Here is a 25,121-nt window from a genome sequence, read left to right as displayed (position 1 = left end):
AAACCGGAGCCGTCCACATTTTACACTAGATTAAAACGTGTTCTGGTTGATCTGCTGAAGGGTGCCATTCTTGAAGTGGTAGCGGAAGCCCACCCAGATGGTCTGCTGATCGCCGTCCCATTTATCAAACGCATTTTCCCCAGAGAAAGACATGTCGTCATACTCGAGGTAGACGCTGATGGGGGAGTTGTTCAGCTTATATTCAGCGGAAAGCCCCCAGTTGACCTGAGAGTTGTCGCCTGCGGACCACGTCTCGTCAGCACCGCTGAGAAAACCGGTGAGGCCGAGGTTCGGATTGACGTAGTAGGTCGCTTTAGCTTGAGCCACGACAGCGCGGCTATCGGCAGAGCCCGCGTCCCCACCAATCCCATAGTCCCCACCGAGAGACCCATAGAGGCTCCAAGTGTCGTAGTTCAGCTGCCCCTCAAGACCGAGGGCTGCATAAATATTATCGTCGGAATAGCTACCACCGAGGTCGACATAGACGCCGTAACAGTGTCCGCTCGCTGTGTTTTGCGTCAGGTGGCCCATCACATCCCAGCTAGAGCCGGACCGTGAGAAATCATAAGGATTGATACCACCGGTCTCGCCACTGACATCTTCACTGTAGCTGCTGGACGACACGTCGAGTTGGAAGGAGTAATCCGAGGCAAAGTTCCAGACATACGCCCCCTTGAGGAAAACCTCTTCTCCGTCCCAGGATTCGTCGTAGGCGATAGCCTCTTCATCCCCAGAAAACAGCGCCGCGCCGAAATCCACGTATCCCCAGTGCGTCGCACCATAGGTGGAGGGAGAAATTTCAGAATCGGCGGCCCAAGCCGGCATCGCAAACCCAACGACAAGCGACGCACAATATCCCAAAGACTTTTTCACTGTGACTTTTCCTTTTTCTGCAATTGCGAGATGCCTCCGAAACGGCAAGATGTTTTATCCACGCATCGGTTTCGTTTCGATCATACTCACTCCTACTCAACCAGAAAAGCCCGCGAAACAGCGGAAATATGCGTTTGACCGTTGAACACTCGCTAAGGTGGAAAGTTGTCTTAAAACAAGGCATTTCGCGAAGCGCATATTTTCGCCGTTCCCTGCCTCGCGTTTTCGACGTCCATTGGGGCGTGAGAAGACGACGCGACATTCGTGTGGCGACAAAGAGAATGATGATGGATAGCGGAATGCGAGCGAGGGGCGAATTGCCCTACTTTGCCACTTTGTGGAGTGCGCTTTTGCCTAAGACGTTTTCTCCGCCAAATTTCCCATTTGATACAGAGCCGACACGCAAAGAGCCTAGGCTTTCTGCTGAGCGCTCACATAATTCCCCCAAAGGAGACGAGAGAATGAAGACATTCAAGTTTGCGGCCAATTTCGCGGCCTGTGCGACAGGTCCGCTGTTCTTTGCAAGTGCAGCGCTCGCGCAGGAGCAAACCGGAGCAGCCGTTGGCGCTGTCACCGGCGGTATCATCGGAATTCTCATTGCGATTGTCATCGGCGGCGTCGTCGGCTGGATCGCAAGTCTGATCGTAAAAGGCAGCGGATCCGGGTTCTGGGGCGATGTGCTTTTTGGGATCGGGGGATCTTTCTTGGCGGGATATGTCTTGCCGCTGATCGGTCTGCCGCTTGGGGGCATTGTTGGTGGCTTGATTGCCTCCGTGATCGGTGCCGTTGTCCTCATTCTCATTGTTCGCGCCATCCGCAAAGCCGTCGCATAAGCGCCGGTTGTGCCACCAGACTTGCAACACCCCGAAATTTCGGCGGAAATGAAACAAACCACCCTAAACTCAGAAAGATATATTAACGATGAACTATCTAGTTATGACCGTGCGTGCCGCAACAGCCGCAGCAATCATGGGCGGAGCCTCGGCGGCCTTTGCCGCTGATGAGGCGCAAATGATGATGTCCTGCAATACATATGCCGCAAAGCATCTCAGCGTCTCGACGAGCGACATTGCCGAGCTGAGCTATCAAGGTCAGCGCACCGATGGCACACATGCTGTGAACGGGAGCACGACGCGGGGGCAGTCGTTCCAGTGTTCGTTCAACGCCGCTGGCACGCATGTTGTGAGTTGGTATCAGTCTGGTGAAGCGCATGTCGCGGCACAGCCGGACGCCTCTCAGATGATGTCGTCGTGCAATTCTTACGCCGCGCAAAAGCTTGGCGTTTCGGCGAGCGACATCGCGACCGTGACCTACGAGGGTCAGCGGGTTGACGGCACGCATGCCGTGAACGGCAGCACCACGGATGGTCAGTCTTTCCAGTGTTCTTTCAATGCTTCGGGAAGTCGCATCGTTCACTGGTATCATTCCGCCCCGCAAGGCTGCCCGGCCGATGTAACGGAAGCCGATCGGTATATGTATCCGGCTTGTAACTGACAGGGGTCTCTTCGGGCCCTCGCGGATAAGCGAGGGCCTTTTTTATAGACCGTCTTCGAGGAGGCTTGACTGGCGATGAAGAAATATCTGTTCCCCTGCGTAGCGCTGCTTGGCATGTCCGCTGCGGCACAGGCTCAAGAGTTGCCAAGCCACGAAGAGGTTGCGGAATGCTTCGTCAGCCTGCCTGACACGCTGGCCCCCAATGGCGGGGTCGATTGCGGATATGTCACGGTTGCTCAGAACCGATCGGGCGAGGCCACGGGCGAGATTGAACTGGCCTATCTGCGCATGCAGGCGGCCGAAGAAACAGGTGCTCCGCCTCTTTTCATGTTGGCGGGTGGCCCCGGCCAGACATTGATTTCCGAGATGGAATTGGCGCTCTTTCAACCGGAGCTGTTGGGAGGGCTGCTTGCGAGCCGCGACGTCGTTCTCCTTGAACAACGTGGCTCCTTCCGTGCGAAACCGGCGTTGACCTGTCCCGAAGTGAAACCGCTGAGCTTGCAGGCTTTATCTCAAGGGCTGAACGAGGCCGAAGCTGAAGCGCTGGCGTCGGAGACACTTCAAAGCTGCATCGATCGGCATGCCGGTGCGGGTGTGGATTTCTCCTCCTACAACAGCGTTGAGAACGCAGCGGATATCGACGATGTGCGCGCCGCGCTTGGCTATGAGAAAATCGTGTTCTACGGGGCCTCCTACGCGACACTTCTCGGTCAGTTTTATATGCGAGCCTTCCCGGATCATCTCGCCGCCGTGGTCTTGGACGGCGTCGAAAGCCCGACGACGAAAAGTTGGGTCCAGGATCGGGCCAAACGCGCGTCTTGGGGGCTGAATCGCATGACGGAGCTTTGCTTGGATCAGGCGAACTGTGCAGCAAATTTCGACATTCCCGGACTTGTGGATGAGATCTTTGGCGTCTTGGGGACTGAGCCGAAAATGGTCACGGTTCCGCTCCCGGAGGGCACCGATTTAAGTGGCGATGTGCAAGTAGAGGTTGGACCGGAAGAACTCGCCGCGACACTTTACGGACTTCAGACGAGCAAATACGGCGCCGCGGCACTTCCGGTCTTTTTGAGCGAGCAAATTGCGGCGGGGCCAGAGGCGCTGTCAGAAATGCTGGCCTCGCAGACCGTCAACGAAGCGGTTGCTTCTCTCTCCGATGATGAGAGTGGGTCAGTTATGTTGATGCATATGGCCATGGTCTGTTCGGATGATCCGCCACATGCATTGGACGAGGAAGACACATCCGGCAGTGGCGTTTATGCGGCGTCTTTCGCGTCTTCGGTCGCGCGCCAATATGTGGCGCTATGTGACATCCTAAATGTCGCCGAACTGCCAGAAACTTCCGACGAGCCTGTGGATACCGATGTACCTGTCCTGCTTCTGAGTGGCGGGCTCGACGTCCAAACCCCATATTTTTTGGCCGAGGACGTCGCCTCGCATTTGCCGAATGCAACCCATGTGATCTTTCCCGCAGGCTTCCATGTTCAACTCGCGAACCTTAATCGTTGTGCGCTTTCAATCCTCGAGGGGTTCCTGAATGATCCGGCGTCGGATTTGGACACGGGGTGTCTGTCGAAGGAAGCGGAACTCTCTTTCTTGGTTCCGGAGCAGGCAGAGTAATGCTCCTGAAAATCGTCACGTTATTTATTGAGAAAAGCATGTCCGCGACCAAGTCGCGGGCATGCTTTTGAACGCTCTTAAAGTGCGCCTTCATCTGTCAGGGACATGATGCCATCGGTCGAGCCATCGCTATATGCGATGCAACGCCATTCGGCCGATTGCGGTCCGACACCCACGATGACTTCAGTTCCCGCTTGTGAGAAACTCGATCCCAGAAGGATAACATCCGGGTTATTCGTCGTTTGCGTGACATCTCTCAGGCAGGCCTGCTCTTCAGGCGTTGGCATGCGCGAAGAAGCGGGCGCGGTCTCGACGCAACCGGCCAGAGCGGTTAGGGCGAGGGCGCCAGCGCCCAGAGCAATCAGCTTGGAAGTGTTTTTCATAGGAGATGTCCCTTTCGGTGAGGTGGCCTTTGGAATGTGAACATTTTTGTCCAAGCAGCACGATTCGATCAATTGCTCATGAGGAAGCGGAACGGCGAATACCTGTAGCGAGAGAGAGCGGTCAGACGTTGCTCTCCGGCCCTCAGACCATACGCCGGCAACACCTATGCCCGTGCTGAGGCGCATCGACCATAACACCCTTTCAAATGCAAAACGTCCCCGCGAATTTACCGCGGGGACGCAATCAGGCTTTTGTCAGAGGGGTCTCTGATCAGCAATCTTCAGCGGGCAGCATGGTGACGTCGGAGTAGCGACCGTCAGCCGTGGTGATACGTGCACAGGCGCCGGTCGAGCGGTTGAAATACCAGGTGGTCAGGCCTTCGCTCCGGATGGCTTCGTAGCCGAGGTTGGAGATGCCCATTTCGGCTTGGCCGGCACGTGCGCCTTCGAAAGAGGAAAGATCATAGGCGTTGCCCACAGCCGGAGTCCCGGCCGGTGCGTCTTCCATTTCCACGCAGCCGGACAATGCAAATGCGGCGGCGGTGACTGCAATCAGAATAGACGTGTTTTTCATGGTGGTTGTCCCTTTCGGTTTGGTTTTTGTTTAGAATTTGTACATTTCTGATCATGAAACGTGTTGCGATCAGTTCTGCATGAGGGCGCGCGGCGATCTAAGTAAAAGAGTGCCTTTGAGGCTCCTTGAGCTTTGATCCAGCAAAAGTCTCTCCGCCACGCGAATGTTCCGTTATAGTATCGACCTTCTCCGCTTTTCGCGCCTGCGGGCATCTTAGAAAGAGTGTCATAACAGTTTGATGACGGCCTTCTTTCCGCTCTACGAGCGCGGGCAAAGAAACATGTTTCTACCTCGCAAAGAACGGCGAAAATATGCGTTCGGGGAAGTTCGTGAAAATGTCTTTTTTACAGTGAAATCAGATTGGTGCCAAAAAGACGCTCATTGCTTCCGAAGATGCACCTGAAAGCACGCTCACGCCTCCGCGCGGTGGATTTCGGTCAGTTCCATCGGGCTGTCGGCATAGATTGCGCTCATGCCGATGAGACCAAGGTTTTGAGGCGAAGGGGCGGCGATTTTCTCGACGAGGGCGGTCTGCCACGCGAAAATACGGCCATCCTCATAGCACGGCTCCCAATGGTTCACATGAGTCGTGTCGGCATAATGCACCTCTGTGCGAAGCAGTAGGAGGTCCTCGCCCCCGACGCCGGCTTTGGTCATTCTTTCCCACAACTCGGAGCGCCCCGAATAAGCGGCATGTCGTGCGAGCTCCCAACCAAGATGTGACTTAAGATCAACGTTAAAGTGTTTTATGTTGTGCTCTCTGTCACGTTCAGAAAAATGCCATATCCGCATCTTGTCATCCGCAAGGCCACCGATGACGAGATCGTTTTGAATAACGGCGAGCTGTCGCTGAATAACCCGCCGATCGTCAAACGCCACGAGCAAATCTCGAAGCGCCATATAACTGGCGGGCCTCGGCTCTTCGATCCCGCGCTCCCACCGGCTGACCGTGGTCTGATCGACGTTCAGCTTTTCGGCCAGATCAATCTGGGTCATGCCAAGTTTCCGGCGCAGCCACCTGACGTTGAGTGTGTCGAATGTTTTTCTAGAATTCATCGGCATTTTACTTACACTTCCAAAGCGCATCAGAACCCTACCTCCCCTTCTATGGGGGGGGCGTCCTCATGCCTTTCCATCTTACGCTACGTAAGGATAGCTGGAAATAGGACATCTTGGCCAAAAGTCCTTTTTGCTGGCAAGTTCTTCGACCTGCGTGAAGCGGCGCGCCACATGCCGAAAAAAGCGACTTAATCGCAACAGACTTGGAAACGCATATTTTCGCCGTTTTCATCGAAAGCATTCGAGAAAATAAGTACAATCAAAGTACTTGGGTGCCAGTATCAATATTGACGCTGCGTCAGTAGAGGGTAGAATGAGACGAAAGAAATGCAATTAGAAGTTGATGTCACATTTCATCCCAAGACGTGTGACATCATAGCGGAAAACCCAGCTTAGATCAGTATTGAACACTGATCCCGGGCTTTGTGAATAAGAGTGGACATGGATTGATCCAGATGAAGACACCGAGATCAAATCTTCATGAAGGCCGAATACTTAAGCCGCGTCTCACAATGCACTCCAAAGTCCATTCCAATCTTTAAAGTGAAACCGTATCCAAAGGAAAAATCTATGTTCACTACAAAAACCGCTTTTGCCGCAGCATTCTTGCTGGCAACAACCGCCCCGATGTTTGCAGGCGATCTCTACCTCGGCGCAAGTGTTGGCCAAGCCTCCTCTAGCTTCAGCAGAAGTGACTTCAGTGCTGGCGGTGCCGACTCGGGCGTTACCACGTCATATGACGAAGAAGATACGGCCTTCAAAATCTTTTTGGGATATGAGATCAACGAATTCCTCGCTATCGAAGGCGGCTATGCGGATTTCGGTAGCCCGAGCGTCAACTATGACATTTACGGTGGCCAGACGCCCTACACAACCAAGGCCGCTGTGGAAACAGATGCATGGTTCATTGCCGCCAAAGGCACCTACGCCATCAACGAAAAGTTTGAGGTATTCGGCAAATTGGGTCTGTCCAACAACCGCTTTGTGGAAAACTACACCTCGAGCCTTGACATTCCGGAGGCAGGTGGCCCCGGCGCCAGCTCCAGCACCAAAACTGATGTCTACTATGGCGTCGGCGTTCAGTATAACACCGCAAGCCCGATCAGCTTTGTCGCCGAATATGAAAACTTTGGCGAATTTGGCGACAATTCGACAGGTCGCGCAGATGTCGACATGTTCAGCATTGGCGTCGTGTACAACTTCTAAGCGCGTCTCACGACTGCATATCTAACACCTAAGGGCAGCGAACGCGTCTCGAGAGAGACTGGTTCGCTGCCTTTTATTTTAGTGTAGAGGCGGAGTGGTCGGCGAGGTCTTCGAGACCTTTCCTTTACCTTCTACTGCGTAAAGGGAGACTTCGCAGCGAATGGTAAGAGAGTCCGCATTGCGGTCATATTCGCGTAAAAATGCCGCGCGACGCGCCAATGTCGACTTTTGCGATACTGCGTCGCCGCGACGCTGATCTGAACCAAGATCTCTTTTGGGCCGGACCGAGACCTCTTCATCTCATAGCGTCTGAGTGAGCCAACCAAGAAGCGCGTAAGCCGTGATCTGATCCTGAACGCGGATCTTCACCTCGCCACCAGACGTGACCTCAGCAGCAGGGAAAATTTGTATTAGATCGCTGGAGCTGAGGCCGAGGTCAGAAATCGCGGGACGCCGAAAGTACCAAAGTACCCAAGATTTGTTTAGTACGGCAGCGAAGTACCAGCGATCATTGTGGTGGAAGCGTAGCTCTCGATCAATATAGCCGTGACCGCCGAATTGAGCTGAAAGAGTTGTGGGAAATTTGGCCCGTGCAAAAAGTTCGTAACTTGTCCGCGCGGAAGTTGTAATGCTATCGTCCAGCTGTCTGACCAATTCATTTTCATCAATCGCCATAGGTAGCACTCCGATCTAGATGGTTAAGATGACGCCTTTAGTAGAATTACATTTGGGCTATGTTGCCGCTCGCTGCTCTTCATGTGCGTGGCTCCACAAGGGGCCAGCCATCACTCTTGCTTGCTAGTCGTTATAGGGCGCTTCACATGGGCTTCGGCGATTGCGCGAAGGCTTTCTAATCCGCCGACAGCATCCTCAATTGCTTTGCGAAGCTTCTGGTCATGGCCAGGGCGGAACCGGCCGCCGCGTGTAATCTCACCACAGCCACAAATACACTCACTTTCAGACATCGCAACCTCCATATATTTGAATTGAGTATGGGGCGCATACTGGCGAGGATCAACATCGGAGAATGGGAAATAGTGCTGGACATGTCCGAAATCAATGGTCACTTTCCGGCTAGAAGAGGTGGTTCGCTGCAAGACGGATAAAGGTCCTGATTGGGCCGCAAGCGAGGGCTGACTGGATCGTCAATCATTAGGATCATACCGTGCCATTGTCGTTGGAGGTGAGCCCCGCGACCACGGGCAAGAACGTCTCTTCGGAAACCTCCGGTGAACCTTCGTCGGCCAAGACTTCACGTGGTACTATCTCACCCCAAGTGCCGTCACTTCCCAACAGAAGCATTCTTCCAGGTTCCGGCTCTATCGCAGGGAAAATGTTATCAACCAGAAAGAAACGCATCTCCGGATGATTGTCTCCAGCTTTCCCGTCCTTCATATTCTTCAATGCCTACCGAACATTCTGCTCCCGGTCCAGTTGTGCAAGTTCAGCCCCCAAAGTCGCCAATTCGCGAACCCTCTCCTTGGGCATGTCCCGTAGACTTTGCAGCAGGGATTCGAGAGCTGGGTTGTCGTTACTGATGCAGACGGACGATCGCTTCTTGCGACCTGCGTGTAACTTTTTGGATAGTCGGATTATCCACCGCATCAACGGATCTCTGAGAAAATACAGAGATGCAGCCTGCAAGAAGATAGCGACACCAGCAATGGATTCGCCGTAACGACCTGACCATCTTCCAGGTTCTTCCCAGATGAACCAAAGCGGAATACCAGGCAAAAACATGAGCGTGAGGAATACCCATCCTTCCCATTTTTCGCGAATTCGTCATTCGAGAGTGAAATTGCGCGGCGGATCAATGAATCGGAATATCCGATCGTATTCTGCACTTTCTAGCGGCATAAATCGTGGAGCATTGAGAACCATTTCCGCCAGTCTCAAAGAAGGTGAAATCGGCTCCCAGCGCCGCTGATCGACACTCCATTTTACAGCCTTTCTATCATGGGAAACGGCATACACCTCATCTACTGAGATATGTGCATCCTTTCGGGCGAAATAGTCTATTCCTTTTGGTGGAAGCATAGAAAAGCCTTAGAAATGAAGTTTTAAACTAGAGCTGACTTCTAACGGGACAAGATCGTCCCGTCAGGTGCTCGTTACATAGCAACTGATCTTAGTAATGATCGGTCAGACGCACCAGCGCGCTACGGTAGCGCTCCATCCGCACCAGATCAGCCTCGGAGGGTTCGGTAATCCGCGACAGATCCATATTGTCTCGCAGGTCCGCGATTTTCACTTCTCGTCCAATGGGGTTTTGTGCCACTCTCTCAATGAATTCGGAGTAGCTTTCGCCCTTCCGCTTGGTCACGGTATCCAAAGCGGCGAGAACATCAGCGCTGGCGCCTTCTTCGCGCAAGGCATCCGGGGTCCAGTCGGTGTCTTCAATTACATCATGCAGAACAGCAACGATGCGTGCGACCTCACCTTCGCAGACAAGCATCACTCGCAAAGGGTGCAAGATGTAGGGCTGGCCCGCCTTATCAAACTGCCCTCGGTGGGCTGAGGCTGCAATTTCAATGGCGCGTTCAAGGTCCATATGCCGCTCCTTTTGAAAGTACATGTGACCGCGCCTGCAGGGCGCGGCAACGTAATATGCGATTTTTAGGGAAAGTCAGCGTGTTCGCTGAAGGAACAAGTTACGACTGCGAAACGGTTTGGTCGCGCTGTTATTTCCGACATATTCCGCGACAGTCTTCGTCTATGTGGGGGGGCCATATGGGGGATATGTAAATACAATTGAACAATTTAATATTGAAAATCAATATTTTAGATTGTCATTGTGGCGGAGAGACAGGGATTCGAACCCTGGGTCCCCGTGAAGGGACAACGGTTTTCGAGACCGCCCCGTTCGACCACTCCGGCACCTCTCCGCGGGGGTCTGGTGGCGGGTGATTTATCCTTGCATTCGGGGGTGTGCAACCCCTTTCGTGACATTCTTTTCAGCATATTTACGCTCAACTGCTCGCAAAATCGTGCCGGTCGGGCACAAAATCGTGTCCAGCCTTGTTCTGCGCTTCACTCTTTGTTTAGCTGTTTGGGTGACATTACGATCGGAAGGGACCGAAATGACTGCTATTGCCTCTCCTAAGATGTTTTCCTGCCTGTCCGGCTTTGCGCCGCGCGACGGTGTGAAATATGCACTTTTGTCGACGGCGCTTTGTCTTTCCGGTGTGGGTGCGCAGGCGGCACCTGATGAGGCGCAGCTCACAACCTTGATGCACGCTATGCTGTTTGAGGATGTCGTTGATGTGCTCTGTGATGAGGGCGCGGAGATGTCCGAGGATTTCGTCGAGGCAGGCTACGGCGTGCCGAAACCGATGTGGGATAAAATGCTCACGCGTCTTTATGATGAAAAGGTGATGGCGAAAGCGTTCCACGAAGAGATGGGGGAGGCGCTTGGTGATGCTGATTTGACGCCGATGATCGCCTTTTATCAGTCGGATCTGGGCCAAAAGATCGCGCGGCTCGAACTTGAGACGCGTAAGGCCATGTCCGACGAAGCGGCGCAAGAGGTCGCGAATGACGCCTGGGCCCAGCTCGACCCTGACACGGAGCGCGCGCAGTTGATCGAGGACTATGTTGAGGTCAACGATCTGGTCGAAATGAATGTCGTTGGCGCAATGAACAGCGACATCGCCTATTATCAGGGCCTCTGGAGTGCCGGGTTCGAAAGTGAACAGGGGATGGGCGACAGCGACATTCTCAACGAGATCTGGGCCTCCGAGCCCGAGGTGCGCGCGGATGTATCGGAGTGGGTTTACGGGTTCTCGACGATGGCCTATCAGACGCTGACGGACGATGAATTCGAGGCCTATATCGATTTCGGGCGCACGGAAGCGGGGCAAAAGCTCAATCATGCGCTTTTCTCGTCCTTCGATGCGGTCTATGAGCATGTGTCGCGGGGGCTTGGCGCCGGGACAGCGAAGTTGATGCAAGACTTCGACGGTGAACAACTCTGACACCCTGAGCGGGCGGGGCAGGGAGCTGCCCCGGCTGTGACATCCTCAGGCGTGCGGAGCGCCAATATATGCTTGACTTTTAAGCCACGATTCCCGATATACGCGCCACCCGGCGGACCCTTGGTGCGACCGGGTGATGTGTTTTTGTCCGAAAGTTTTTCAGAAAACAGGGCCAAAGCCGCATCCTAACATGAAAATCTCGTCCCCAAAGGGGCGCGCTGTTTGAGGCACCCAACGCCGAAACGATATGATTTCGGGGCCACAGAACGCGGGTATATCGAAAGGAAGACTGCATGTTTGCGGTTTTGAAAACTGGCGGTAAGCAATACAAAGTGCAGAGCGGCGACGTTCTTCGCGTGGAAAAACTTGCTGCTGATGCTGGCGAAAAAGTCCAGTTCAACGAGATTCTGATGGTTGGCTCCACCATCGGCGCGCCCTTCGTGGCTGGCGCCGGCGTGCAAGCCGAAGTCATCGACCAGATCAAGGGTGAGAAACTCATCCACTATGTGAAGCGTCGTCGTAAGCACTCTTCGCAGCGCAAAAAAGGTCACCGTCAGCAGCTCACGCTGCTCCGCATCACCGACATTCTCGAGTCCGGTGCGGACAAATCCGGTGTCAAAGCTGCCATCGGCGCGGGCTCCGTTTCCGCTGCTCCGGCTGCTGCCGCTGCTCCGAAGAAAGCTGCTGCCAAAGCTGAGGCTCCGGCCGCTGCTGGTGCAGACGATCTGACCGCCATCACCGGTGTGGGTCCGGCTGCTGCCAAGAAACTGGCCGAAGCAGGCATCACCACCTACGCTCAGCTTGCCGCTGTCGACGTCGACACCTTCGACGCCGTCAAAGTGAAAGCCGAGTGGGTCGCACAAGCCAAAGATCTGGCTCAGTAAGTTACGTTAAGGAGAGAACACCATGGCACATAAAAAAGCAGGCGGCTCATCCCGTAACGGTCGCGACTCCGCAGGTCGTCGCCTCGGCGTCAAACTCTACGGTGGCCAGTCCGCCATTTCCGGCAACATCATCGTCCGTCAGCGCGGCACGAAGTTCTGGCCGGGTGAGGGCGTTGGCCTTGGCAAGGATCACACGATCTTCGCAACCACCGATGGCGTTGTGACCTTCCGCAAAGGTCTCAAAAAGCGCACCTTCGTGGACGTGCTTCCGGTGGCGGAGGCCGCTGAGTAAGCCGACCCGTCGTCCAATGAACCGGACATCACATTTAGGGGATCGGCGAGAGCCGGTCCCTTTTCATTTGCGCTTTCTGACTTAAATATAGATCAGAAGGCCTTGAAAAAAATTGAAATTTCAGGCCAAATTTGCTTTCGCGCATGGGTTTGTTCAACCGAATTTAACGGAACTGTCGTAATGGAACGCTAGTGTGTGTCTTCATCTACGACGTTTTCGAACTGTCGGACGGGACAAGCCCCTCTTCAGGGAGGAAGGGGACGCGAAAACTCTTTTGGAGGAAGAGAGATGAAAATGGAGACCGTGAAAGACAGGGCCGCGCTTGCGGTTCCGGGCACTGTGGAAGGCGCCGTCACGCAATCGGTGATCGAAACTGATCGCTTTGTCATGCGTGCGCCGCGTCTCTCGGATGCCGGTCTGTTGAATATGTACGCCAGCGACATCCGCGTGGCGCGCAATTCGCGCTCTCTGCCGCATCCGATGCCGCCCGGCGCGACGGAGGCCTTTGTGGCCCGTGCGTTGAAACTTGAGGCCGCTGAAAAAGTCTGGATTCTCGACGGATCCGATCATGGTCTCTCCGAAGTGATTGGCGTCATGTCTCTCAAGCCGCTGGATCGCGATCAATGCGAAGTGGCCTTTTGGGTTGCGCCAAGTTTCTGGGGCACGGGCCTCGCGCGCACCGCGCTGAAGGCGATGGTTGAGGCCAACCCATTGGGTTCCAAAACCATGTTCGCGGAGATTTTCCAGGACAATCAGGCCTCGGCCCGTGTCGTTACCGCCGCAGGGTTCGAATATATCGGCGATGCGGAAACCTACTCGGTCGCACGCGGCGCGCAGGTCCCAACCTGGACCTATCTGCGCAAAGTTTAAAGACCTCGGACCGCGGGGTCGCCCTTGAGGAAGACCCCGATGTTCCACCCCATCCTGACCACACACCGCCTGAGGCTTCGCGCACTTCGATCCGAGGACGCCCCCGATGTTGTGCGGGCGCTGAACGATTTCGAGGTCAGCAAGTGGCTGACCCGTGAGCCCTTTCCCTATTCCGTGCATGATGCGAACTGGTTCACCCGCTCGGTGGCCGCTGGCGCTCTTGTCTATGGCATTGAGTTTCAGGGTCGGATTGTTGGCACCATCGGCTGCGAGGCGGAGTTCGGCTATTGGCTGGGCCGCGATCATTGGGGGCAGGGGCTGATGCCGGAAGCAGCCGATGCTGTGCTTGCCGCGTGGTTCGGGCAAGGCCATGATCAGATCGGCGCCGGATACTTCGCGGAGAACGCGCGATCCTCCCATGTGCTGCGCAAAATGGGGTTTGCCGAGACAGGACGATCGCGCAGTTTGAGTGTCGCAAGGGGCGAAAAGGTCGACCGGATCGACATGATCCTGACCCGCGAGGCCTTTGAGGCGCGAAACGGCAATTGAGTTTAACGTGCGGGCAAGCTACATCTGCCCGAAAGCCCCCATCGACATCCGGTCGCAGGGGCAGCAAAGGATAAGACAATGAAATTCCTCGATCTCGCCAAGGTCTACATCCGCTCCGGTTCCGGTGGCAACGGCTGCGTGTCCTTCCGGCGCGAGAAATTTATCGAATTCGGCGGTCCGAATGGCGGTGATGGCGGCAAGGGCGGCTCGGTGATCATCGAGGCGGTTGAGGGGCTGAACACGCTCATCGATTTTCGCTACCAACAGCACTTCTTTGCCCAAAACGGCCAGGGCGGCATGGGCAACAACCGCACCGGCAAGGACGGCAAGGACATTATCCTGCGCGTGCCTGCGGGGACCGAGGTGCTGGACGAGGATGAGGAAACCGTGATCGCCGATCTCACGGAAGTGGGCGAGACCTTTGTGCTGGCCAAAGGCGGGAACGGTGGTTGGGGAAACCTGCGCTTCAAGACCTCGACCAACCAGGCGCCGGGCAAGGCGAACCCGGGTCAGCCCGGCATCGATCGCACCATCTGGCTGCGCCTCAAACTGATCGCGGATGCGGGGCTTTTGGGCCTGCCCAATGCGGGCAAATCGACCTTCCTGTCGGTGACCTCGAACGCACGACCGAAGATTGCGGATTACCCGTTCACCACGCTGCACCCGAACTTGGGCGTGGTCGGGATCGACAACGCAGAATTTGTCGTGGCCGATATTCCCGGTCTGATCGAAGGTGCCTCCGAGGGCCGTGGTCTGGGCGATCTTTTCCTTGGTCACGTCGAACGCTGTGCGGTGCTTTTGCACCTGATCGACGGCACATCCGAGGATGTGGTGGCTGATTACGAGACCATCATCACGGAGATCAACAATTACTCGCATATTCTGGGCGACAAGCCCCGGATCACGGTGCTGAACAAGATCGACAGCCTTCTCGAAGAAGAAGTCGAAGAGAAACTTGCGGCACTGCAAGAGGCCTCCGGCGGGCGCGTTTACACCATGTCTGGCGTCTCTAAAGAGGGCGTCGACACGGTTCTGCGTGCGCTCAAAGCCGAGATCTCCATGGACCGTCTTCGGATCAAACAGGCCGAAGAAGGGGACGATGAGGAAGACACGCCTTGGCAACCCTGACGGCCCCTCATTTGGCGTCTCTGGCGGGCGCGAAACGTATCGTGATCAAGATCGGCTCGGCGCTTTTGGTCGAGCGCGGCGAGCTGCGCGCTGAGTGGCTCGATGGGCTGGCGGAAGATGTCGCTATGCTCACGGCGCGCGGCGCGCAGGTGATTTTGGTCTCCTCCGGCTCCATCGCATTGGGGCGCGGCATTTTGGGCCTGCCGTCGGGGGAATTGCCGCTGGAGCAGTCGCAGGCCTGCGCCTCCGTCGGTCAAATCCGCCTTGCACGCGCCTATCAGGAGGTGCTTGAACCCCGTGGCATCACCACCTCTCAGGTGCTTTTGACGCTGGAGGACAGCGCGGATCGCCGTCGCTACCTCAATTCGCGTGCCACGCTGGATGCGCTTTTGTCCTTGGGCGTGGTGCCCATCGTCAATGAGAATGACACGGTGGCGACCGACGAAATCCGGTATGGCGACAACGACCGATTGGCTGCGAATATCGCGGTCACTGTCGGCGCGGATCGTCTGGTGTTGCTCTCCGATGTGGACGGGCTTTACACGGCGAACCCCTCGGTCGACCCCGAGGCCAAACATATTCCGGTGGTCGAAGAGATCACTCCGGAGATCGAGGCCATGGCGGGCGATCCCGTCTCCGGCGTCTCGAAAGGCGGGATGAAGACCAAGGTAATGGCGGCCAAAACCGCTATCTCCGGCGGCTGTTCCATGGCGATCGCCGAAGGCTCGCACATGCGTCCTTTGAAGGCGCTCGAAGAGGGCGCGCGGGTGACCTGGTTCTTGGCCAAAGAGGACCCGGCGCATGCCCGCAAACGCTGGATCGGCGCGATGAAGCCCAAGGGCGAAGTGCAGATCGACGCGGGCGCCGTGGCGGCACTCGCGAAAGGCAAATCCCTGTTGCCCGTCGGCGTCGAGGAGGTTGTGGGCCATTTTGGCCGCGGCGAACCAGTCGTGGTGCTCGGGCCTGACGGGGCGCGCATCGGGCTCGGGCTGTCGCGCTACACTTCCGAGGAAGCCGAAGCCATCAAGGGCGCGCATTCCGAAGACATACAGGCGATCCTCGGCTATCCCGGCCGGGCCGCCTTGATCCATAGAGACGATTTGGTGACATGACCGATAGTGATGTGAAAGACATGATGAAAGACCTGGGCCGCCGCGCGAAAGCCGCAGCGCGGGTGTTGGCGACGGCAACTTCTGAGGCCAAGGAACAGGCGCTTTTGGCAGCAGCCGACGCGCTTTGGGCCAACCGGGCGGAGATCATCGCCGCCAACGAGAAAGACTTGCAATTTGGCCGCGACAAAGGCCTGACGGATGCCATGATGGACCGGCTCAAACTCGATGAGTCCCGCATTCAGGGCATGATCGACGGGCTCAAGGCCATCGCGGCACAAAAAGACCCGGTGGGTGATGTGATCGCCGAGTGGGACCGTCCGACAGGGCTTCACATCAAACGCGTGCGTACGCCTTTGGGGGTGATCGGCGTGATCTATGAGAGCCGCCCGAATGTGACGGCGGACGCGGGTGCGCTTTGCCTCAAGGCCGGCAATGCCGTGATCCTGCGCGGCGGCTCCGAGAGTTTCCACAGCTCCGGCGCGATCCATGCGTGTTTGGTCGAGGGGCTGAAAGCCGCCGGTCTGCCCGAAGATGCGATCCAGCGCGTGCCGACCCGTGACCGGGCGGCGGTGAGCGAAATGCTGACTATGACCGATTATATTGACGTCATCGTGCCCCGTGGCGGCAAGGGCCTTGTGGGCCTCGTGCAGCGAGAAGCGCGCGTGCCGGTTTTTGCCCATCTCGAGGGCATCGTGCATGTTTTTGTTGATGCCTCTGCCGACCCGGAGAAGGCGATGAAGGTGGTGCTGAACGCCAAAACCCGTCGTACGGGGATTTGTGGCGCGGCGGAATGTCTTTTGATTCACAAGGATATCGCCGAGACTCTGGGACGTGATCTCGTGGCCGCTCTGGTCCAGAAGGGCGTCGATGTGCGTGGCGATGCGGCGGTGCAAAAGCTGGTCGATCAGGTGACCCCCGCCACAGACGAGGATTGGGGGCGTGAGTACCTCGACAGCATCATCGCTGCGAAAGTCGTTGCGGATGCGGATGAGGCCATCGCGCATATCCAGCGCTATTCTTCTTCGCACACCGAATGCATTCTGTCCGAGACGCCGGAAAACGTGGAGAAATTCTTTTCCCGCATCGACAGCGCGATTTTGATGCACAATAGCTCGACGCAATTCGCCGATGGAGGCGAGTTCGGCATGGGCGCGGAAATCGGCATTGCCACGGGCAAAATGCATGCGCGTGGGCCGGTGGGCGCGGAGCAACTGACGAGCTTCAAATACCTCGTGACCTCGGATGGGGCCGTGCGGGCCTGAGCCGCGTATCGATACTGGAATGAAGGGAAGGCGTGCTGAACCAGCGCGCCTTTTTTCATGCCATCAAAGAGATCACCCCATCTCCAGAACCTTGTGTGATGCGGCGGCTCAGTGCGGCCGCTTGCAAAGGGGCGAGGATGAATTGCACCTGAGAGGGTTTCAGCCCCTCTGTGCTGGTGACGCTGCCGAGCCGCGCCCAGAGGTCGGGCGATGGTTCAAGCCGCGCGGACGACGCACGAATTTTCCATTGGCCGTTCGAGTAGGTTACTTTGATTTCGCCGCCTCGGGGCAGGGCGGTCTCCAGACACATGAGAATCAGGCAAGCGAGTTTCACCTCTTCGCGCGGCAGGTCTTCTGCGGGGTCCCAGACATAGGTGAGGCGCGGCGTGGAGATCGCTTTCAAGATGCCGGAGATTTCCGTTCGCGAGGTCATTTGACCGGGTGATGCCATGCCAAAGGCAATGCGAAAGAATTTCACCCGGGCATTGGCATTGTCCACGCTTTCGGAGATAAGGCTAAGCTCAGGGCCGGTTCCCGCGCCCGACATGGCCATCAATTCGACACCGTTCGAGATCGCGCCCACCGGGCTAATCAGGTCGTGACAGATACGGGAACCGATCAGGGCGGCGATGTCGCGGGTCATGTCTCGTTTCGTGTCTTTTGGCGTGTCTGTGGGCGTCTCGTAGGTCATTCAAGTCTCCGTTTGTGGCCAGTCCTGGCCGGTATTTTGAGGAAAAAGTCGATGCAAAATCGCAATGTGGACGATCTCAACGCCATGCTGGAACCCGGCCAGATGGTGCGCCATCCGTCGGAGCCCGATTGGGGGCTTGGGCAGGTGCAGTCGAACATCAATGGCAAGCTGACGGTGATGTTTCAGCATGCTGGCAAAGTGGTGATCGACAGTCGGCGTCTTGCGCTCCTTCCTGTTTTTGACTGAGCTCTCGGGGGGACCCAAAGCGCTCAGATTGCGCGCGAATTTCCCTCTATGGTCGCGCGAATATCTCTCTAAATCAACCTTAGCGGGAGTTTTCCGTCAAGGATCGCCGCCATTCTGTTGCATTGAAATCAACAAAATCTTAAAACCCGCCCACCTGCACTCCGACAGGCCAAAGCAAAAGAGATCGCCATGAGCGCAGAGGCGCAGCCGTTCCAGTTGAAATTCGCAGAGACCCCCGAGGACATACGCGCAGCACAACGGCTCCGCTATCGGGTGTTCGTCGAGGAGCTGGGCTCGGATGGCGAGATGGTGGATCATGTGGCCCAGCTTGAGGCCGACCGCTTCGATCCGGATTACCAGCATCTCATGTTGATGGACCCGACGCGCTCTGCCGACCCTCTGGAGCATTGTGTCGGCGTCTACCGGCTTCTGACCGGAGAAAAGGCCGCCGAGCTTGGCCATTTCTATTCCGAAGGTGAATATGATCTGACGGCTCTGAAAACCTCTGGAAAACGACTCCTGGAGTTGGGCCGGTCCTGCGTGGCGCGCGAATATCGCGGCGGCGTGGCGCTCTTTCAGATGTGGGCGGGGCTGGCGAAATATGTGATCGAAGAGGGCTATGATGTACTCTTTGGCACTGCGTCGTTTTTCGGCGCGGATGTGGCGCAACATGCGGAGGCTTTGTCTTTGCTGCATCACCGTCACCTTGCGCCTGAGGCCCTGCGCGCGCGGGCACAAGAGGCGCATTTCCAGAGCATGGATTTGATCCCCGAAGATCAGATTGACCGCAAACGCGCCATGCTGGCGATCCCGCCACTGATCAAGGCCTATCTGAGACTTGGCGGCACTGTGGGCGAGGGGGCGTTCGTGGATCGGGCGTTCAATACGGTGGATGTGCTGCTGATCCTCGATGTCGACCAAATCTCCGATCGCCAACGCACAATGTATGCCAAGGGTCTCACATGAGCCGTGCGCCGAATGGACCTCTCTGGGAAAGCCGCATTCCGCCGTCCGAGCCCGCAGCATTCAAAGGTGGCACCTGGCGCATGATCCGCCGTGGCCTGCCGATCATCTTGCTGATCGTGATCTGTATGGTGCTGATGTTCGCGACGCGCGCGGTGGAGCGGCTGTTCTACGGCTTGCGGCGTCCGTGGTCATCAATCTACCCGCGTTTCGTCTCGCGCACGGCGCTGCGCCTGATGGGCATCAAGCTCAGTGTGAAAGGCCAGCCGATGCGCCACCACGGTGCAGTCGTGGCGAACCATTCGACCTGGCTCGATATCTTCGTCCTAAACGCCGTTCAGCGGATTTTCTTTGTCTCGAAAGCCGAGGTCGCGAATTGGCCCGGCATTGGCACGATGGCCAAGGCGACGGGCACGGTTTTTATCAACCGTGACCGCAAAGAGGCCGCCGAGCAGAAACGCGTGTTCGAAGAGCGGCTGCACCTCGGGCATAAACTCCTGTTCTTCCCAGAGGGTACGTCGTCAGACAGCCTTCGGGTTTTTCCTTTCAAACCAACGCTTTTCGCGGCTTTCTTTACGCCGGAGCTGCGTGAAGAGGTCTGGATTCAACCCGTCACCGCGCGCTACATCGCGCCCGAGGGACAAGATGCGCGGTTCTATGGCTGGTGGGGCGAGATGGAATTCGGTCCGTCTCTGGTGCAGGTTTTGAAAGCCAATCCACAAGGCCGTGTCGAAGTGATTTTCCACGATCCCATTGCGGTGAAAGACGTCAAAGATCGCAAGGAGATGGCCGCGAGATGTGAGGCTGCGGTGCGGTCGGGCTTGCCGGAGATACCGGCGGGGTATGTGGATGTTTAAGGCTGAAAGCCGTCAATCTTCTGCCATTTCCAGATACATTTCAGGCACTTCAATCGCCTCGCCACTTGGCACTTCCATAAGATAGACCCAACTACCGACTGGTGCATTCCAATGCTGAGAGCGCTCTTGGTTCGCAATCTTGTCTGCGCCACAGATAGAGCCGAGGATGCCTATCGCACGGAATTGATCGGGCGCGGCGTCAGTGAGCCTGACAAGTTCTCCGTATGGAAACTTCATCCCATCGCCGCGATCAACTCGCTCAGCGCCGCCACAGGGTCCTCAGTGCCCCAAATTTCATCGCCCACGGCAAAGAAATCGGTCACGGGGGTCAGTTCTTTGACGATCTCGACGGACAGCGCGCCTTCGGCGACGACCGGCACTTCGATCATCATCGACCACCATTCGAAGAGATCGCGCGGTGCTTTGGTGCCGTCGCCCAGATCGGTGTCGCCCACAGGGCCAAAGGCCACATAATCCGCGCCGGACTCACCCGCGGTCATGCCGTCATGTTTCGAGGCACCGCAGAAGGCGCCGACGATGGCGTCATCGCCCAAAGTCTTGCGCACCTTGCGGATCGAGCGTGAGCCATCGGTGAGGTGCACGCCATCGAGGCCGTGACGTTCGGCCAGGGCCACATGGCTCTCGATCACGATGGCCACGTCGCGGGCGTGGCACACTTCGCGACAGGCGTCCGCAGCCTTGCCCAGCACATATTCGTCTTTGGAGGCCAAAGCGAGGCGCACACAGGCCACCTCATGCGCATCCAGAACCGCGGCCAGTTTCGGCGCGAAGTCTTCCGGCTCAAAAGCTGTCGGCGTCAGCAGGTAGATCTGCGGCAGTTCGGATTGCGGCTCGGACATGTTTCATTTCCTCAAATCGGCTTTCGCCTCCTATAGCGCCTTTCACGGGCGGGTCAAAGCCTTGCTCGCGGGGAGAAATGTCGATAATCGGCAGGCAAAGCCGAAAGGAAACGCCGCCATGTCCGAAAAGCCAGATGTCATCACCCCAGCCATGATCCTTGTGCGCCCGCAGATGGGCGAGAACATCGGGGGCGCGGCACGTGCGATGTGGAATTTCGGGTTGGACCGGATGCGCGTCGTGGCACCACGAGACGGCTGGCCGAACCAGAAAGCGGTGGCGATGGCCTCCGGCGCCGGGCGGCTGCTGGATGAGGCGGGGCTTTTCGGTACGGTGCGCGAGGCGGTGGCGGATTGCGATTACGTCTTTGCCACGACCGCCCGGATGCGCGGCATCACCAAGCCGATCATGACACCCGAACGAGCGATGGAACATGCCCGCGCATTGGTCGCGGAGGGCAAGAAGGTCGGCGTGATGTTCGGTCCGGAACGTGCGGGGCTTGAGAATGAGGATGTGGTCGAGGCCAATGCCATCGTGACCGTGCCGGTGAACCCGGCGTTCGCCTCGCTCAATCTGGCGCAGGCGGTGTTGCTCATGTCCTACGAATGGGGCCGTCAGACCACGGAAGTTCCGCCCGAGGTCATGGAAATGGCCAAGACGGAGTGGGCCGGTCACGTTGAGGTCGAGAAACTCGGCGATCACTACGAAGAGGTGATGGAAGAGGCCGGGTTCTTTTTCCCCGAGCACAAGGCCGAGAACATGAAGCTCAACCTGCGCAATCTCTGGTCGCGCATGCCTTTGACGCGGGCCGATGTGCAGATGCTGCATGGGGTGATGCGTCAGATGAAGCGTTGGAAAGACCGCAGCTAAGCGGTTCAATTCCAACGTAGTCAGAAAGAGAGCGCGAGGGTGCCCCCGCGCTCTTTTGTGTTTATTAAGTCGGGGATTACGACTGAGGGCGCACCACGAGCGGGTATTGCCCCTCAAAGGCGGGTTTGCTCGGGTCGGGTTTCGCCTGCGGCACCACCAAAAGCCCTTCGGGCTGAGGTGCTGACTGGGTGACCGGATCAAGGTAGCTGCCCGAAACCCAAAGCGGCGCGGCACCATGGGCGGACACCTTCACCCAACCGCCGCTGTGACCCAGAGCTGTGAGCGGCGTGCCGGGCGCATAGGCGGTCACGGCGCGATAGCCAGTGCCGGGACCAGAGCGCGCGTTGAGCGTCACGCCGGGTTTGACCCTGTAATCCGCATGCGCCACGGCCTGCGTTTGCGCGGAGGCGGCGGTGGGGGCGAGCATCGGGGCGGCGATGAGCGCGGCGCCCATCAGGGTGGCGGCGAGAATGTTGCGTTGAGCAGTCATGAGACGTCTCCTTTCGTCTGTTCTAGGGAGAAACGCTTAAGGCGCCGAGCTGGGTTCCAGAAAACTTTGCCCCTCGGCGCAAACTTGCCAAGTCGCGGCCTGTGAAATTCAGCCCGAAACGCTTGCCCTTCGCCTGTGACGAACCTAGGGTCTCCGCAAGCAATGAGACGAGACCCTACGAGGCCCAAATGGCACAAAAACGAAGCATTTTCGAAGAGGTGGGCACAGATCAAAAGCCCAAAACCGCAACGGAGTCCAAACCCAAAGGCGGGCTGATCGAAAAGGGCAACCGGGGCGCGCGCAAGGGCATCCGGGCGTGGCTTATGGTGATATTCGCGCTGGTGATGATGATGATCGCCGTGGGCGGTCTGACGCGTCTTACTGACAGCGGGTTGTCGATCACCGAGTGGAAACCGGTGACGGGCGCTGTGCCGCCGATGGATGAGGCCTCATGGCAGGCGGAGTTTGAGAAATATCAACAAATTCCGGAATATACGCTGCAGAACGAAGGCATGAGCCTGTCGGAGTTCAAATCGATCTACTGGTGGGAATGGGGCCATCGTCAGTTGGGCCGCGTCATTGGCCTCGTCTGGGCGCTCGGTTATGTGGGCTTCGCGGTCGCCAAAAAGGTCCCGACCGGCTGGCACAAACGCCTGATTTTCATCGGCGCTTTGGGGGGGCTTCAGGGCGCGATTGGCTGGTGGATGGTGTCCTCTGGGCTGACGGGCGAGATGCTCGATGTGGCCTCTTATCGTCTGGCGACGCATCTGGGGTTGGCCTTTGTTATTCTGGGCTTCATCGCTTGGTATGTTTTCCTCTTGGGCCGAACTGAGGCTGAGCTGATGCAGGCGCGGCGCGCCAAGGATGCGAAACTTTTCGGCATGTCCACCGGCATGCTGCATTTCGCCTTCCTGCAAATCCTCTTGGGCGCTTTGGTCGCGGGCATCGACGCAGGCCGCGGATATACCGATTGGCCGCTGATGGGCGGGCAGGTCTTGCCGCCCGATCCGTTCTACATCGAGCCTCTGTGGCGCAATTTCTTTGAGAACCCGTCAACCGTGCAATTCATTCACCGCGTCGCGGGCTACCTGTTGTTTGCTTTCGGTGTCGTGACTTGGCTCAAGGGCCGCAAATCCGCGAATAAAACCACCGTGGCCGCCTTTAACATGATGGGCGCTGTCCTGTTCCTGCAAGTCGTTCTGGGCATCGTCACGGTGCTGCATGGCGCACCTTTGGCGTTGGGTCTTGCGCACCAAGTCGGCGCCGTGGCGCTGTTTGTGGCGATCTCCCGCGCGCGCTTCCTCAGCCAATTTCCGAAACCCCAATCGGTCCGGGAGGGCCTTTGAATGTCTGCCTATGATGAGTTGATGAGCTACACCCGTGAGACCGAGGCGCTTGGCGCGATCATGGGTCGGCTGAGCTGGGATCAGGAAACCATGATGCCACGCGGGGCTGCTGAGCAACGCGGCGAAGAAATGGCGGCTTTGGAAGGCGTGCTGCACGCTCGGCGCACCGATCCGCAAATCGGCGCTTGGCTGGAGGCGATTGATGCTTCTGTGTTAGGCGAGGTGGGGCTGGCGAAGCTGCGCCACATCCGCCGTTCTTTCGAGCGCAACACCAAGGTGCCTGCCAAATTGGCCGCCGAGATCGCGCGGGTGACCTCGGTCGCGCAGGGCACATGGGCCGAGGCGCGGGCGCGTGATGATTTCGCCCATTTTGCGCCGACCTGCAAAGAGGTGGTCCGCCTGCGCCGCGAAGAGGCGGCGGCTTTGAAAGAGGGCACGGATTTCGATCTCTGGGACGCGCTGCATCAGGATTACGAACCCGGCTCGACGGGCGCAGAATTGGACGCCATGTTCGGCGCGCTGCGCCCGCGTCTGGTGGCGCTGCGTGATAAAATCATGGGGGCGGATCAGCCGAAGGGCCTCTCTGGCACCTTCGATGAGGCCAAACAAATGGCCCTGACCGAAGGCTTGGCCGCCGCTTTCGGCTATGATTTCGCCCATGGCCGGGTCGATAAGGCGGTGCATCCATTCTCGTCGGGGTCTGGCCTCGATGTGCGCATCACCACGCGCACCAACCCGGAAGACCCGCTCAACTCGATCTATTCGACGATCCACGAGACCGGGCATGCCTGCTACGAACAAAACATCTCCCGCGATTACCTTTTGACCCCTCTGGGCGAGGGCGTGTCGATGGGTGTGCATGAAAGCCAGTCGCGCATCTTTGAAAACCAACTGGGCCGCTCGCGCGCCTTCACCGAATATCTCTATGGCCAGATGCGCGACACCTTCGGAGACATCGGTGTCGATAGCGCCGAAGGCTTTTACGCCGCCGTCAACCGCGTCACGCCGGGCTATATCCGTACGGAAAGCGACGAGGTGCAATATAACCTGCATGTGCTGTTGCGCTTTGATCTGGAGCGTCAGATCATCGGTGGCGCGCTGGAGATCGACGATCTGCCGGAGGCTTGGGACACGCGCTTTGAGGCGGATTTCGGGGTTAAGGTCGACAAGGTGTCGAACGGCTGTTTGCAGGATGTGCACTGGCCCGTCGGGCTCTTTGGCTATTTCCCGACCTATTCCTTGGGCAATGTCTACGCGGGCTGTCTGCATAAGGCGCTCCGGGCAGAGATTTCCGATCTCGATGCACAGATGGCTAAGGGCGACACATCCAAGGCGACCCGCTGGCTGGCCGAGAGCCTGCAACAATTCGGCGGCCTGCGCGAGCCGCGTGATACCATCGTCCATGCCTGTGGCTTTGAACCCACCGAAGCGCCGCTTTTGGATTATCTCGAAGAGAAATTCGCCGGAATCTACGGATTCTGAGTATTTTGACCAAGAAGAAGATTGGCCGTGTGTCTTGT

At 57.3% G+C, this 25,121-nt stretch carries 29 protein-coding genes and 1 tRNA gene; 18 read left to right on the top strand and 12 right to left on the bottom strand.

Annotated features, from left to right (window positions below; translation table 11 throughout):
• Positions 1-30 precede the first annotated feature (30 nt).
• Positions 31-873: a hypothetical protein gene (locus J5Y17_RS17710; RefSeq protein WP_219787191.1), complete on the bottom strand. Its 843-nt coding sequence runs from the start codon at positions 871-873 to the stop codon at positions 31-33.
• 461 nt (positions 874-1,334) lie between these two features.
• Between J5Y17_RS17710 and J5Y17_RS17705 the strand changes: the two genes are divergently transcribed.
• The 3 genes from J5Y17_RS17705 to J5Y17_RS17695 all read left to right on the top strand — a co-directional run bounded on the left by J5Y17_RS17705 (position 1,335) and on the right by J5Y17_RS17695 (position 3,987).
• Positions 1,335-1,706 (top strand): GlsB/YeaQ/YmgE family stress response membrane protein, encoded by a 372-nt coding sequence (locus J5Y17_RS17705; protein ID WP_219787189.1) that lies wholly within the window; start codon positions 1,335-1,337, stop codon positions 1,704-1,706.
• 88 nt (positions 1,707-1,794) lie between these two features.
• Positions 1,795-2,367, top strand: coding sequence for a hypothetical protein (locus J5Y17_RS17700; protein WP_219787187.1), 573 nt, complete (start codon positions 1,795-1,797; stop codon positions 2,365-2,367).
• A 75-nt stretch (positions 2,368-2,442) separates the two neighbouring features.
• Positions 2,443-3,987: an alpha/beta fold hydrolase gene (locus tag J5Y17_RS17695; protein ID WP_219787185.1), complete on the top strand. Its 1,545-nt coding sequence runs from the start codon at positions 2,443-2,445 to the stop codon at positions 3,985-3,987.
• Between the two features lie 77 nt (positions 3,988-4,064).
• Here the strand turns inward: J5Y17_RS17695 and J5Y17_RS17690 are convergent, their stop codons facing one another.
• The 3 genes from J5Y17_RS17690 to J5Y17_RS17680 all read right to left on the bottom strand — a co-directional run bounded on the left by J5Y17_RS17690 (position 4,065) and on the right by J5Y17_RS17680 (position 6,000).
• Positions 4,065-4,370, bottom strand: a complete 306-nt coding sequence (locus J5Y17_RS17690; protein ID WP_219787183.1) for a hypothetical protein — start codon at positions 4,368-4,370, stop codon at positions 4,065-4,067.
• Between the two features lie 271 nt (positions 4,371-4,641).
• On the bottom strand, positions 4,642-4,944 hold the full coding sequence (locus J5Y17_RS17685) for a hypothetical protein (protein WP_219787181.1): 303 nt from the start codon (positions 4,942-4,944) through the stop codon (positions 4,642-4,644).
• Between the two features lie 411 nt (positions 4,945-5,355).
• The gene (locus tag J5Y17_RS17680) at positions 5,356-6,000 is read right to left on the bottom strand and encodes a DNA-binding transcriptional regulator (protein ID WP_255572199.1); all 645 of its coding nucleotides are present in this window, start codon (positions 5,998-6,000) and stop codon (positions 5,356-5,358) included.
• A 573-nt stretch (positions 6,001-6,573) separates the two neighbouring features.
• On the opposite strand from J5Y17_RS17680, the gene J5Y17_RS17675 reads away from it, so the two are divergent.
• A complete protein-coding gene (locus tag J5Y17_RS17675; protein WP_219787177.1) occupies positions 6,574-7,209 on the top strand; it encodes an outer membrane beta-barrel protein in 636 nt (211 codons plus the stop codon).
• 300 nt (positions 7,210-7,509) lie between these two features.
• Here the strand turns inward: J5Y17_RS17675 and J5Y17_RS17670 are convergent, their stop codons facing one another.
• The 4 genes from J5Y17_RS17670 to J5Y17_RS17655 all read right to left on the bottom strand — a co-directional run bounded on the left by J5Y17_RS17670 (position 7,510) and on the right by J5Y17_RS17655 (position 10,094).
• Positions 7,510-7,884 carry a hypothetical protein gene (locus J5Y17_RS17670; protein ID WP_219787175.1) on the bottom strand — a complete coding sequence of 125 codons (375 nt, stop codon included), beginning with the start codon at positions 7,882-7,884 and terminating at the stop codon, positions 7,510-7,512.
• 483 nt (positions 7,885-8,367) lie between these two features.
• Positions 8,368-8,511 (bottom strand): hypothetical protein, encoded by a 144-nt coding sequence (locus J5Y17_RS17665; protein ID WP_219787173.1) that lies wholly within the window; start codon positions 8,509-8,511, stop codon positions 8,368-8,370.
• An 826-nt stretch (positions 8,512-9,337) separates the two neighbouring features.
• A complete protein-coding gene (locus J5Y17_RS17660) occupies positions 9,338-9,760 on the bottom strand; it encodes a hypothetical protein (protein WP_219787171.1) in 423 nt (140 codons plus the stop codon).
• 244 nt (positions 9,761-10,004) lie between these two features.
• Positions 10,005-10,094 (bottom strand) — tRNA-Ser (locus J5Y17_RS17655).
• 195 nt (positions 10,095-10,289) lie between these two features.
• On the opposite strand from J5Y17_RS17655, the gene J5Y17_RS17650 reads away from it, so the two are divergent.
• The 8 genes from J5Y17_RS17650 (at position 10,290) to J5Y17_RS17615 (ending at position 17,280) form a co-directional block, all read left to right on the top strand.
• Positions 10,290-11,183 (top strand): DUF2059 domain-containing protein, encoded by an 894-nt coding sequence (locus tag J5Y17_RS17650; RefSeq protein ID WP_219787169.1) that lies wholly within the window; start codon positions 10,290-10,292, stop codon positions 11,181-11,183.
• A gap of 293 nt (positions 11,184-11,476) precedes the next feature.
• Positions 11,477-12,067, top strand: coding sequence for a 50S ribosomal protein L21 (locus tag J5Y17_RS17645; protein WP_219787167.1), 591 nt, complete (start codon positions 11,477-11,479; stop codon positions 12,065-12,067).
• 22 nt (positions 12,068-12,089) lie between these two features.
• The gene (gene rpmA, locus J5Y17_RS17640) at positions 12,090-12,359 is read left to right on the top strand and encodes a 50S ribosomal protein L27 (RefSeq protein ID WP_167600543.1); all 270 of its coding nucleotides are present in this window, start codon (positions 12,090-12,092) and stop codon (positions 12,357-12,359) included.
• Between the two features lie 294 nt (positions 12,360-12,653).
• A complete protein-coding gene (locus J5Y17_RS17635; RefSeq protein WP_370629003.1) occupies positions 12,654-13,229 on the top strand; it encodes a GNAT family N-acetyltransferase in 576 nt (191 codons plus the stop codon).
• Positions 13,230-13,268: 39 nt separating this feature from the next.
• Positions 13,269-13,778 carry a GNAT family N-acetyltransferase gene (locus J5Y17_RS17630; protein ID WP_219787163.1) on the top strand — a complete coding sequence of 170 codons (510 nt, stop codon included), beginning with the start codon at positions 13,269-13,271 and terminating at the stop codon, positions 13,776-13,778.
• Positions 13,779-13,856: 78 nt separating this feature from the next.
• Positions 13,857-14,906, top strand: a complete 1,050-nt coding sequence (obgE, locus tag J5Y17_RS17625) for a GTPase ObgE (RefSeq protein ID WP_219787162.1) — start codon at positions 13,857-13,859, stop codon at positions 14,904-14,906.
• A complete protein-coding gene (proB, locus tag J5Y17_RS17620; protein ID WP_370629001.1) occupies positions 14,894-16,018 on the top strand; it encodes a glutamate 5-kinase in 1,125 nt (374 codons plus the stop codon). Before obgE ends, proB begins: the two co-directional genes overlap by 13 nt.
• Positions 16,015-17,280, top strand: a complete 1,266-nt coding sequence (locus J5Y17_RS17615) for a glutamate-5-semialdehyde dehydrogenase (RefSeq protein ID WP_219787160.1) — start codon at positions 16,015-16,017, stop codon at positions 17,278-17,280. Before proB ends, J5Y17_RS17615 begins: the two co-directional genes overlap by 4 nt.
• Before the next feature lie 55 nt (positions 17,281-17,335).
• Here J5Y17_RS17615 and J5Y17_RS17610 read toward each other — a convergent pair whose 3' ends face one another.
• A complete protein-coding gene (locus tag J5Y17_RS17610) occupies positions 17,336-17,971 on the bottom strand; it encodes a histidine phosphotransferase family protein (protein ID WP_219787159.1) in 636 nt (211 codons plus the stop codon).
• A gap of 66 nt (positions 17,972-18,037) precedes the next feature.
• Here J5Y17_RS17610 and J5Y17_RS17605 point away from each other — a divergent pair, with 66 nt between their 5' ends.
• From J5Y17_RS17605 to J5Y17_RS17595, 3 genes are all read left to right on the top strand, one after another.
• Positions 18,038-18,217 carry a DUF3553 domain-containing protein gene (locus J5Y17_RS17605; RefSeq protein ID WP_219787204.1) on the top strand — a complete coding sequence of 60 codons (180 nt, stop codon included), beginning with the start codon at positions 18,038-18,040 and terminating at the stop codon, positions 18,215-18,217.
• 189 nt (positions 18,218-18,406) lie between these two features.
• Positions 18,407-19,183 (top strand): GNAT family N-acetyltransferase, encoded by a 777-nt coding sequence (locus tag J5Y17_RS17600; protein ID WP_219787157.1) that lies wholly within the window; start codon positions 18,407-18,409, stop codon positions 19,181-19,183.
• Positions 19,180-20,037 carry a 1-acyl-sn-glycerol-3-phosphate acyltransferase gene (locus tag J5Y17_RS17595; protein ID WP_255572197.1) on the top strand — a complete coding sequence of 286 codons (858 nt, stop codon included), beginning with the start codon at positions 19,180-19,182 and terminating at the stop codon, positions 20,035-20,037. Before J5Y17_RS17600 ends, J5Y17_RS17595 begins: the two co-directional genes overlap by 4 nt.
• A gap of 12 nt (positions 20,038-20,049) precedes the next feature.
• Here the strand turns inward: J5Y17_RS17595 and J5Y17_RS17590 are convergent, their stop codons facing one another.
• Both J5Y17_RS17590 and J5Y17_RS17585 read right to left on the bottom strand, forming a co-directional pair.
• Complete coding sequence (locus J5Y17_RS17590; protein WP_219787155.1) at positions 20,050-20,274, bottom strand: hypothetical protein; 225 nt, start codon at positions 20,272-20,274, stop codon at positions 20,050-20,052.
• Entirely contained in the window at positions 20,271-20,897 is a 627-nt protein-coding gene (locus J5Y17_RS17585) for a thiamine phosphate synthase (protein WP_219787153.1), read from the bottom strand. The genes J5Y17_RS17590 and J5Y17_RS17585 overlap by 4 nt, the downstream gene beginning before the upstream one ends.
• Positions 20,898-21,015: 118 nt before the next feature.
• Between J5Y17_RS17585 and J5Y17_RS17580 the strand changes: the two genes are divergently transcribed.
• Positions 21,016-21,765 carry an RNA methyltransferase gene (locus tag J5Y17_RS17580; protein WP_219787151.1) on the top strand — a complete coding sequence of 250 codons (750 nt, stop codon included), beginning with the start codon at positions 21,016-21,018 and terminating at the stop codon, positions 21,763-21,765.
• Positions 21,766-21,841: 76 nt separating this feature from the next.
• Here J5Y17_RS17580 and J5Y17_RS17575 read toward each other — a convergent pair whose 3' ends face one another.
• Positions 21,842-22,255, bottom strand: coding sequence for an SH3 domain-containing protein (locus J5Y17_RS17575; protein WP_219787149.1), 414 nt, complete (start codon positions 22,253-22,255; stop codon positions 21,842-21,844).
• A gap of 188 nt (positions 22,256-22,443) precedes the next feature.
• On the opposite strand from J5Y17_RS17575, the gene ctaA reads away from it, so the two are divergent.
• Positions 22,444-23,601 (top strand): heme A synthase, encoded by a 1,158-nt coding sequence (gene ctaA, locus J5Y17_RS17570; RefSeq protein WP_219787147.1) that lies wholly within the window; start codon positions 22,444-22,446, stop codon positions 23,599-23,601.
• A complete protein-coding gene (locus J5Y17_RS17565; RefSeq protein ID WP_219787145.1) occupies positions 23,602-25,083 on the top strand; it encodes a carboxypeptidase M32 in 1,482 nt (493 codons plus the stop codon). It abuts the gene before it with no gap.
• Positions 25,084-25,121: the final 38 nt, after the last annotated feature.

This window comes from Celeribacter sp. PS-C1 (assembly GCF_019429625.1).
In the GTDB taxonomy this organism is placed as follows: Bacteria; Pseudomonadota; Alphaproteobacteria; order Rhodobacterales; family Rhodobacteraceae; genus Celeribacter.
The sequence above is the reverse complement of the archived record's forward strand: the minus strand, read 5'-3'. Positions and strand labels throughout refer to the sequence as shown.

Coding starts and splice junctions, on each gene's coding strand:
- J5Y17_RS17705 (WP_219787189.1), top strand. CDS start 1,335: ATGAAGACATTCAAGTTTGCGGCCAATTTCGCGGCCTGTGCGACAGGT.
- J5Y17_RS17700 (WP_219787187.1), top strand. CDS start 1,795: ATGAACTATCTAGTTATGACCGTGCGTGCCGCAACAGCCGCAGCAATC.
- J5Y17_RS17695 (WP_219787185.1), top strand. CDS start 2,443: ATGAAGAAATATCTGTTCCCCTGCGTAGCGCTGCTTGGCATGTCCGCT.
- J5Y17_RS17690 (WP_219787183.1), bottom strand. CDS start 4,370: ATGAAAAACACTTCCAAGCTGATTGCTCTGGGCGCTGGCGCCCTCGCC.
- J5Y17_RS17685 (WP_219787181.1), bottom strand. CDS start 4,944: ATGAAAAACACGTCTATTCTGATTGCAGTCACCGCCGCCGCATTTGCA.
- J5Y17_RS17680 (WP_255572199.1), bottom strand. CDS start 6,000: ATGAATTCTAGAAAAACATTCGACACACTCAACGTCAGGTGGCTGCGC.
- J5Y17_RS17675 (WP_219787177.1), top strand. CDS start 6,574: ATGTTCACTACAAAAACCGCTTTTGCCGCAGCATTCTTGCTGGCAACA.
- J5Y17_RS17670 (WP_219787175.1), bottom strand. CDS start 7,884: ATGGCGATTGATGAAAATGAATTGGTCAGACAGCTGGACGATAGCATT.
- J5Y17_RS17665 (WP_219787173.1), bottom strand. CDS start 8,511: ATGCTTCTGTTGGGAAGTGACGGCACTTGGGGTGAGATAGTACCACGT.
- J5Y17_RS17660 (WP_219787171.1), bottom strand. CDS start 9,760: ATGGACCTTGAACGCGCCATTGAAATTGCAGCCTCAGCCCACCGAGGG.
- J5Y17_RS17650 (WP_219787169.1), top strand. CDS start 10,290: ATGACTGCTATTGCCTCTCCTAAGATGTTTTCCTGCCTGTCCGGCTTT.
- J5Y17_RS17645 (WP_219787167.1), top strand. CDS start 11,477: ATGTTTGCGGTTTTGAAAACTGGCGGTAAGCAATACAAAGTGCAGAGC.
- rpmA (WP_167600543.1), top strand. CDS start 12,090: ATGGCACATAAAAAAGCAGGCGGCTCATCCCGTAACGGTCGCGACTCC.
- J5Y17_RS17635 (WP_370629003.1), top strand. CDS start 12,654: ATGGAGACCGTGAAAGACAGGGCCGCGCTTGCGGTTCCGGGCACTGTG.
- J5Y17_RS17630 (WP_219787163.1), top strand. CDS start 13,269: ATGTTCCACCCCATCCTGACCACACACCGCCTGAGGCTTCGCGCACTT.
- obgE (WP_219787162.1), top strand. CDS start 13,857: ATGAAATTCCTCGATCTCGCCAAGGTCTACATCCGCTCCGGTTCCGGT.
- J5Y17_RS17615 (WP_219787160.1), top strand. CDS start 16,015: ATGACCGATAGTGATGTGAAAGACATGATGAAAGACCTGGGCCGCCGC.
- J5Y17_RS17610 (WP_219787159.1), bottom strand. CDS start 17,971: ATGACCTACGAGACGCCCACAGACACGCCAAAAGACACGAAACGAGAC.
- J5Y17_RS17600 (WP_219787157.1), top strand. CDS start 18,407: ATGAGCGCAGAGGCGCAGCCGTTCCAGTTGAAATTCGCAGAGACCCCC.
- J5Y17_RS17595 (WP_255572197.1), top strand. CDS start 19,180: ATGAGCCGTGCGCCGAATGGACCTCTCTGGGAAAGCCGCATTCCGCCG.
- J5Y17_RS17590 (WP_219787155.1), bottom strand. CDS start 20,274: ATGAAGTTTCCATACGGAGAACTTGTCAGGCTCACTGACGCCGCGCCC.
- J5Y17_RS17585 (WP_219787153.1), bottom strand. CDS start 20,897: ATGTCCGAGCCGCAATCCGAACTGCCGCAGATCTACCTGCTGACGCCG.
- J5Y17_RS17580 (WP_219787151.1), top strand. CDS start 21,016: ATGTCCGAAAAGCCAGATGTCATCACCCCAGCCATGATCCTTGTGCGC.
- J5Y17_RS17575 (WP_219787149.1), bottom strand. CDS start 22,255: ATGACTGCTCAACGCAACATTCTCGCCGCCACCCTGATGGGCGCCGCG.
- ctaA (WP_219787147.1), top strand. CDS start 22,444: ATGGCACAAAAACGAAGCATTTTCGAAGAGGTGGGCACAGATCAAAAG.
- J5Y17_RS17565 (WP_219787145.1), top strand. CDS start 23,602: ATGTCTGCCTATGATGAGTTGATGAGCTACACCCGTGAGACCGAGGCG.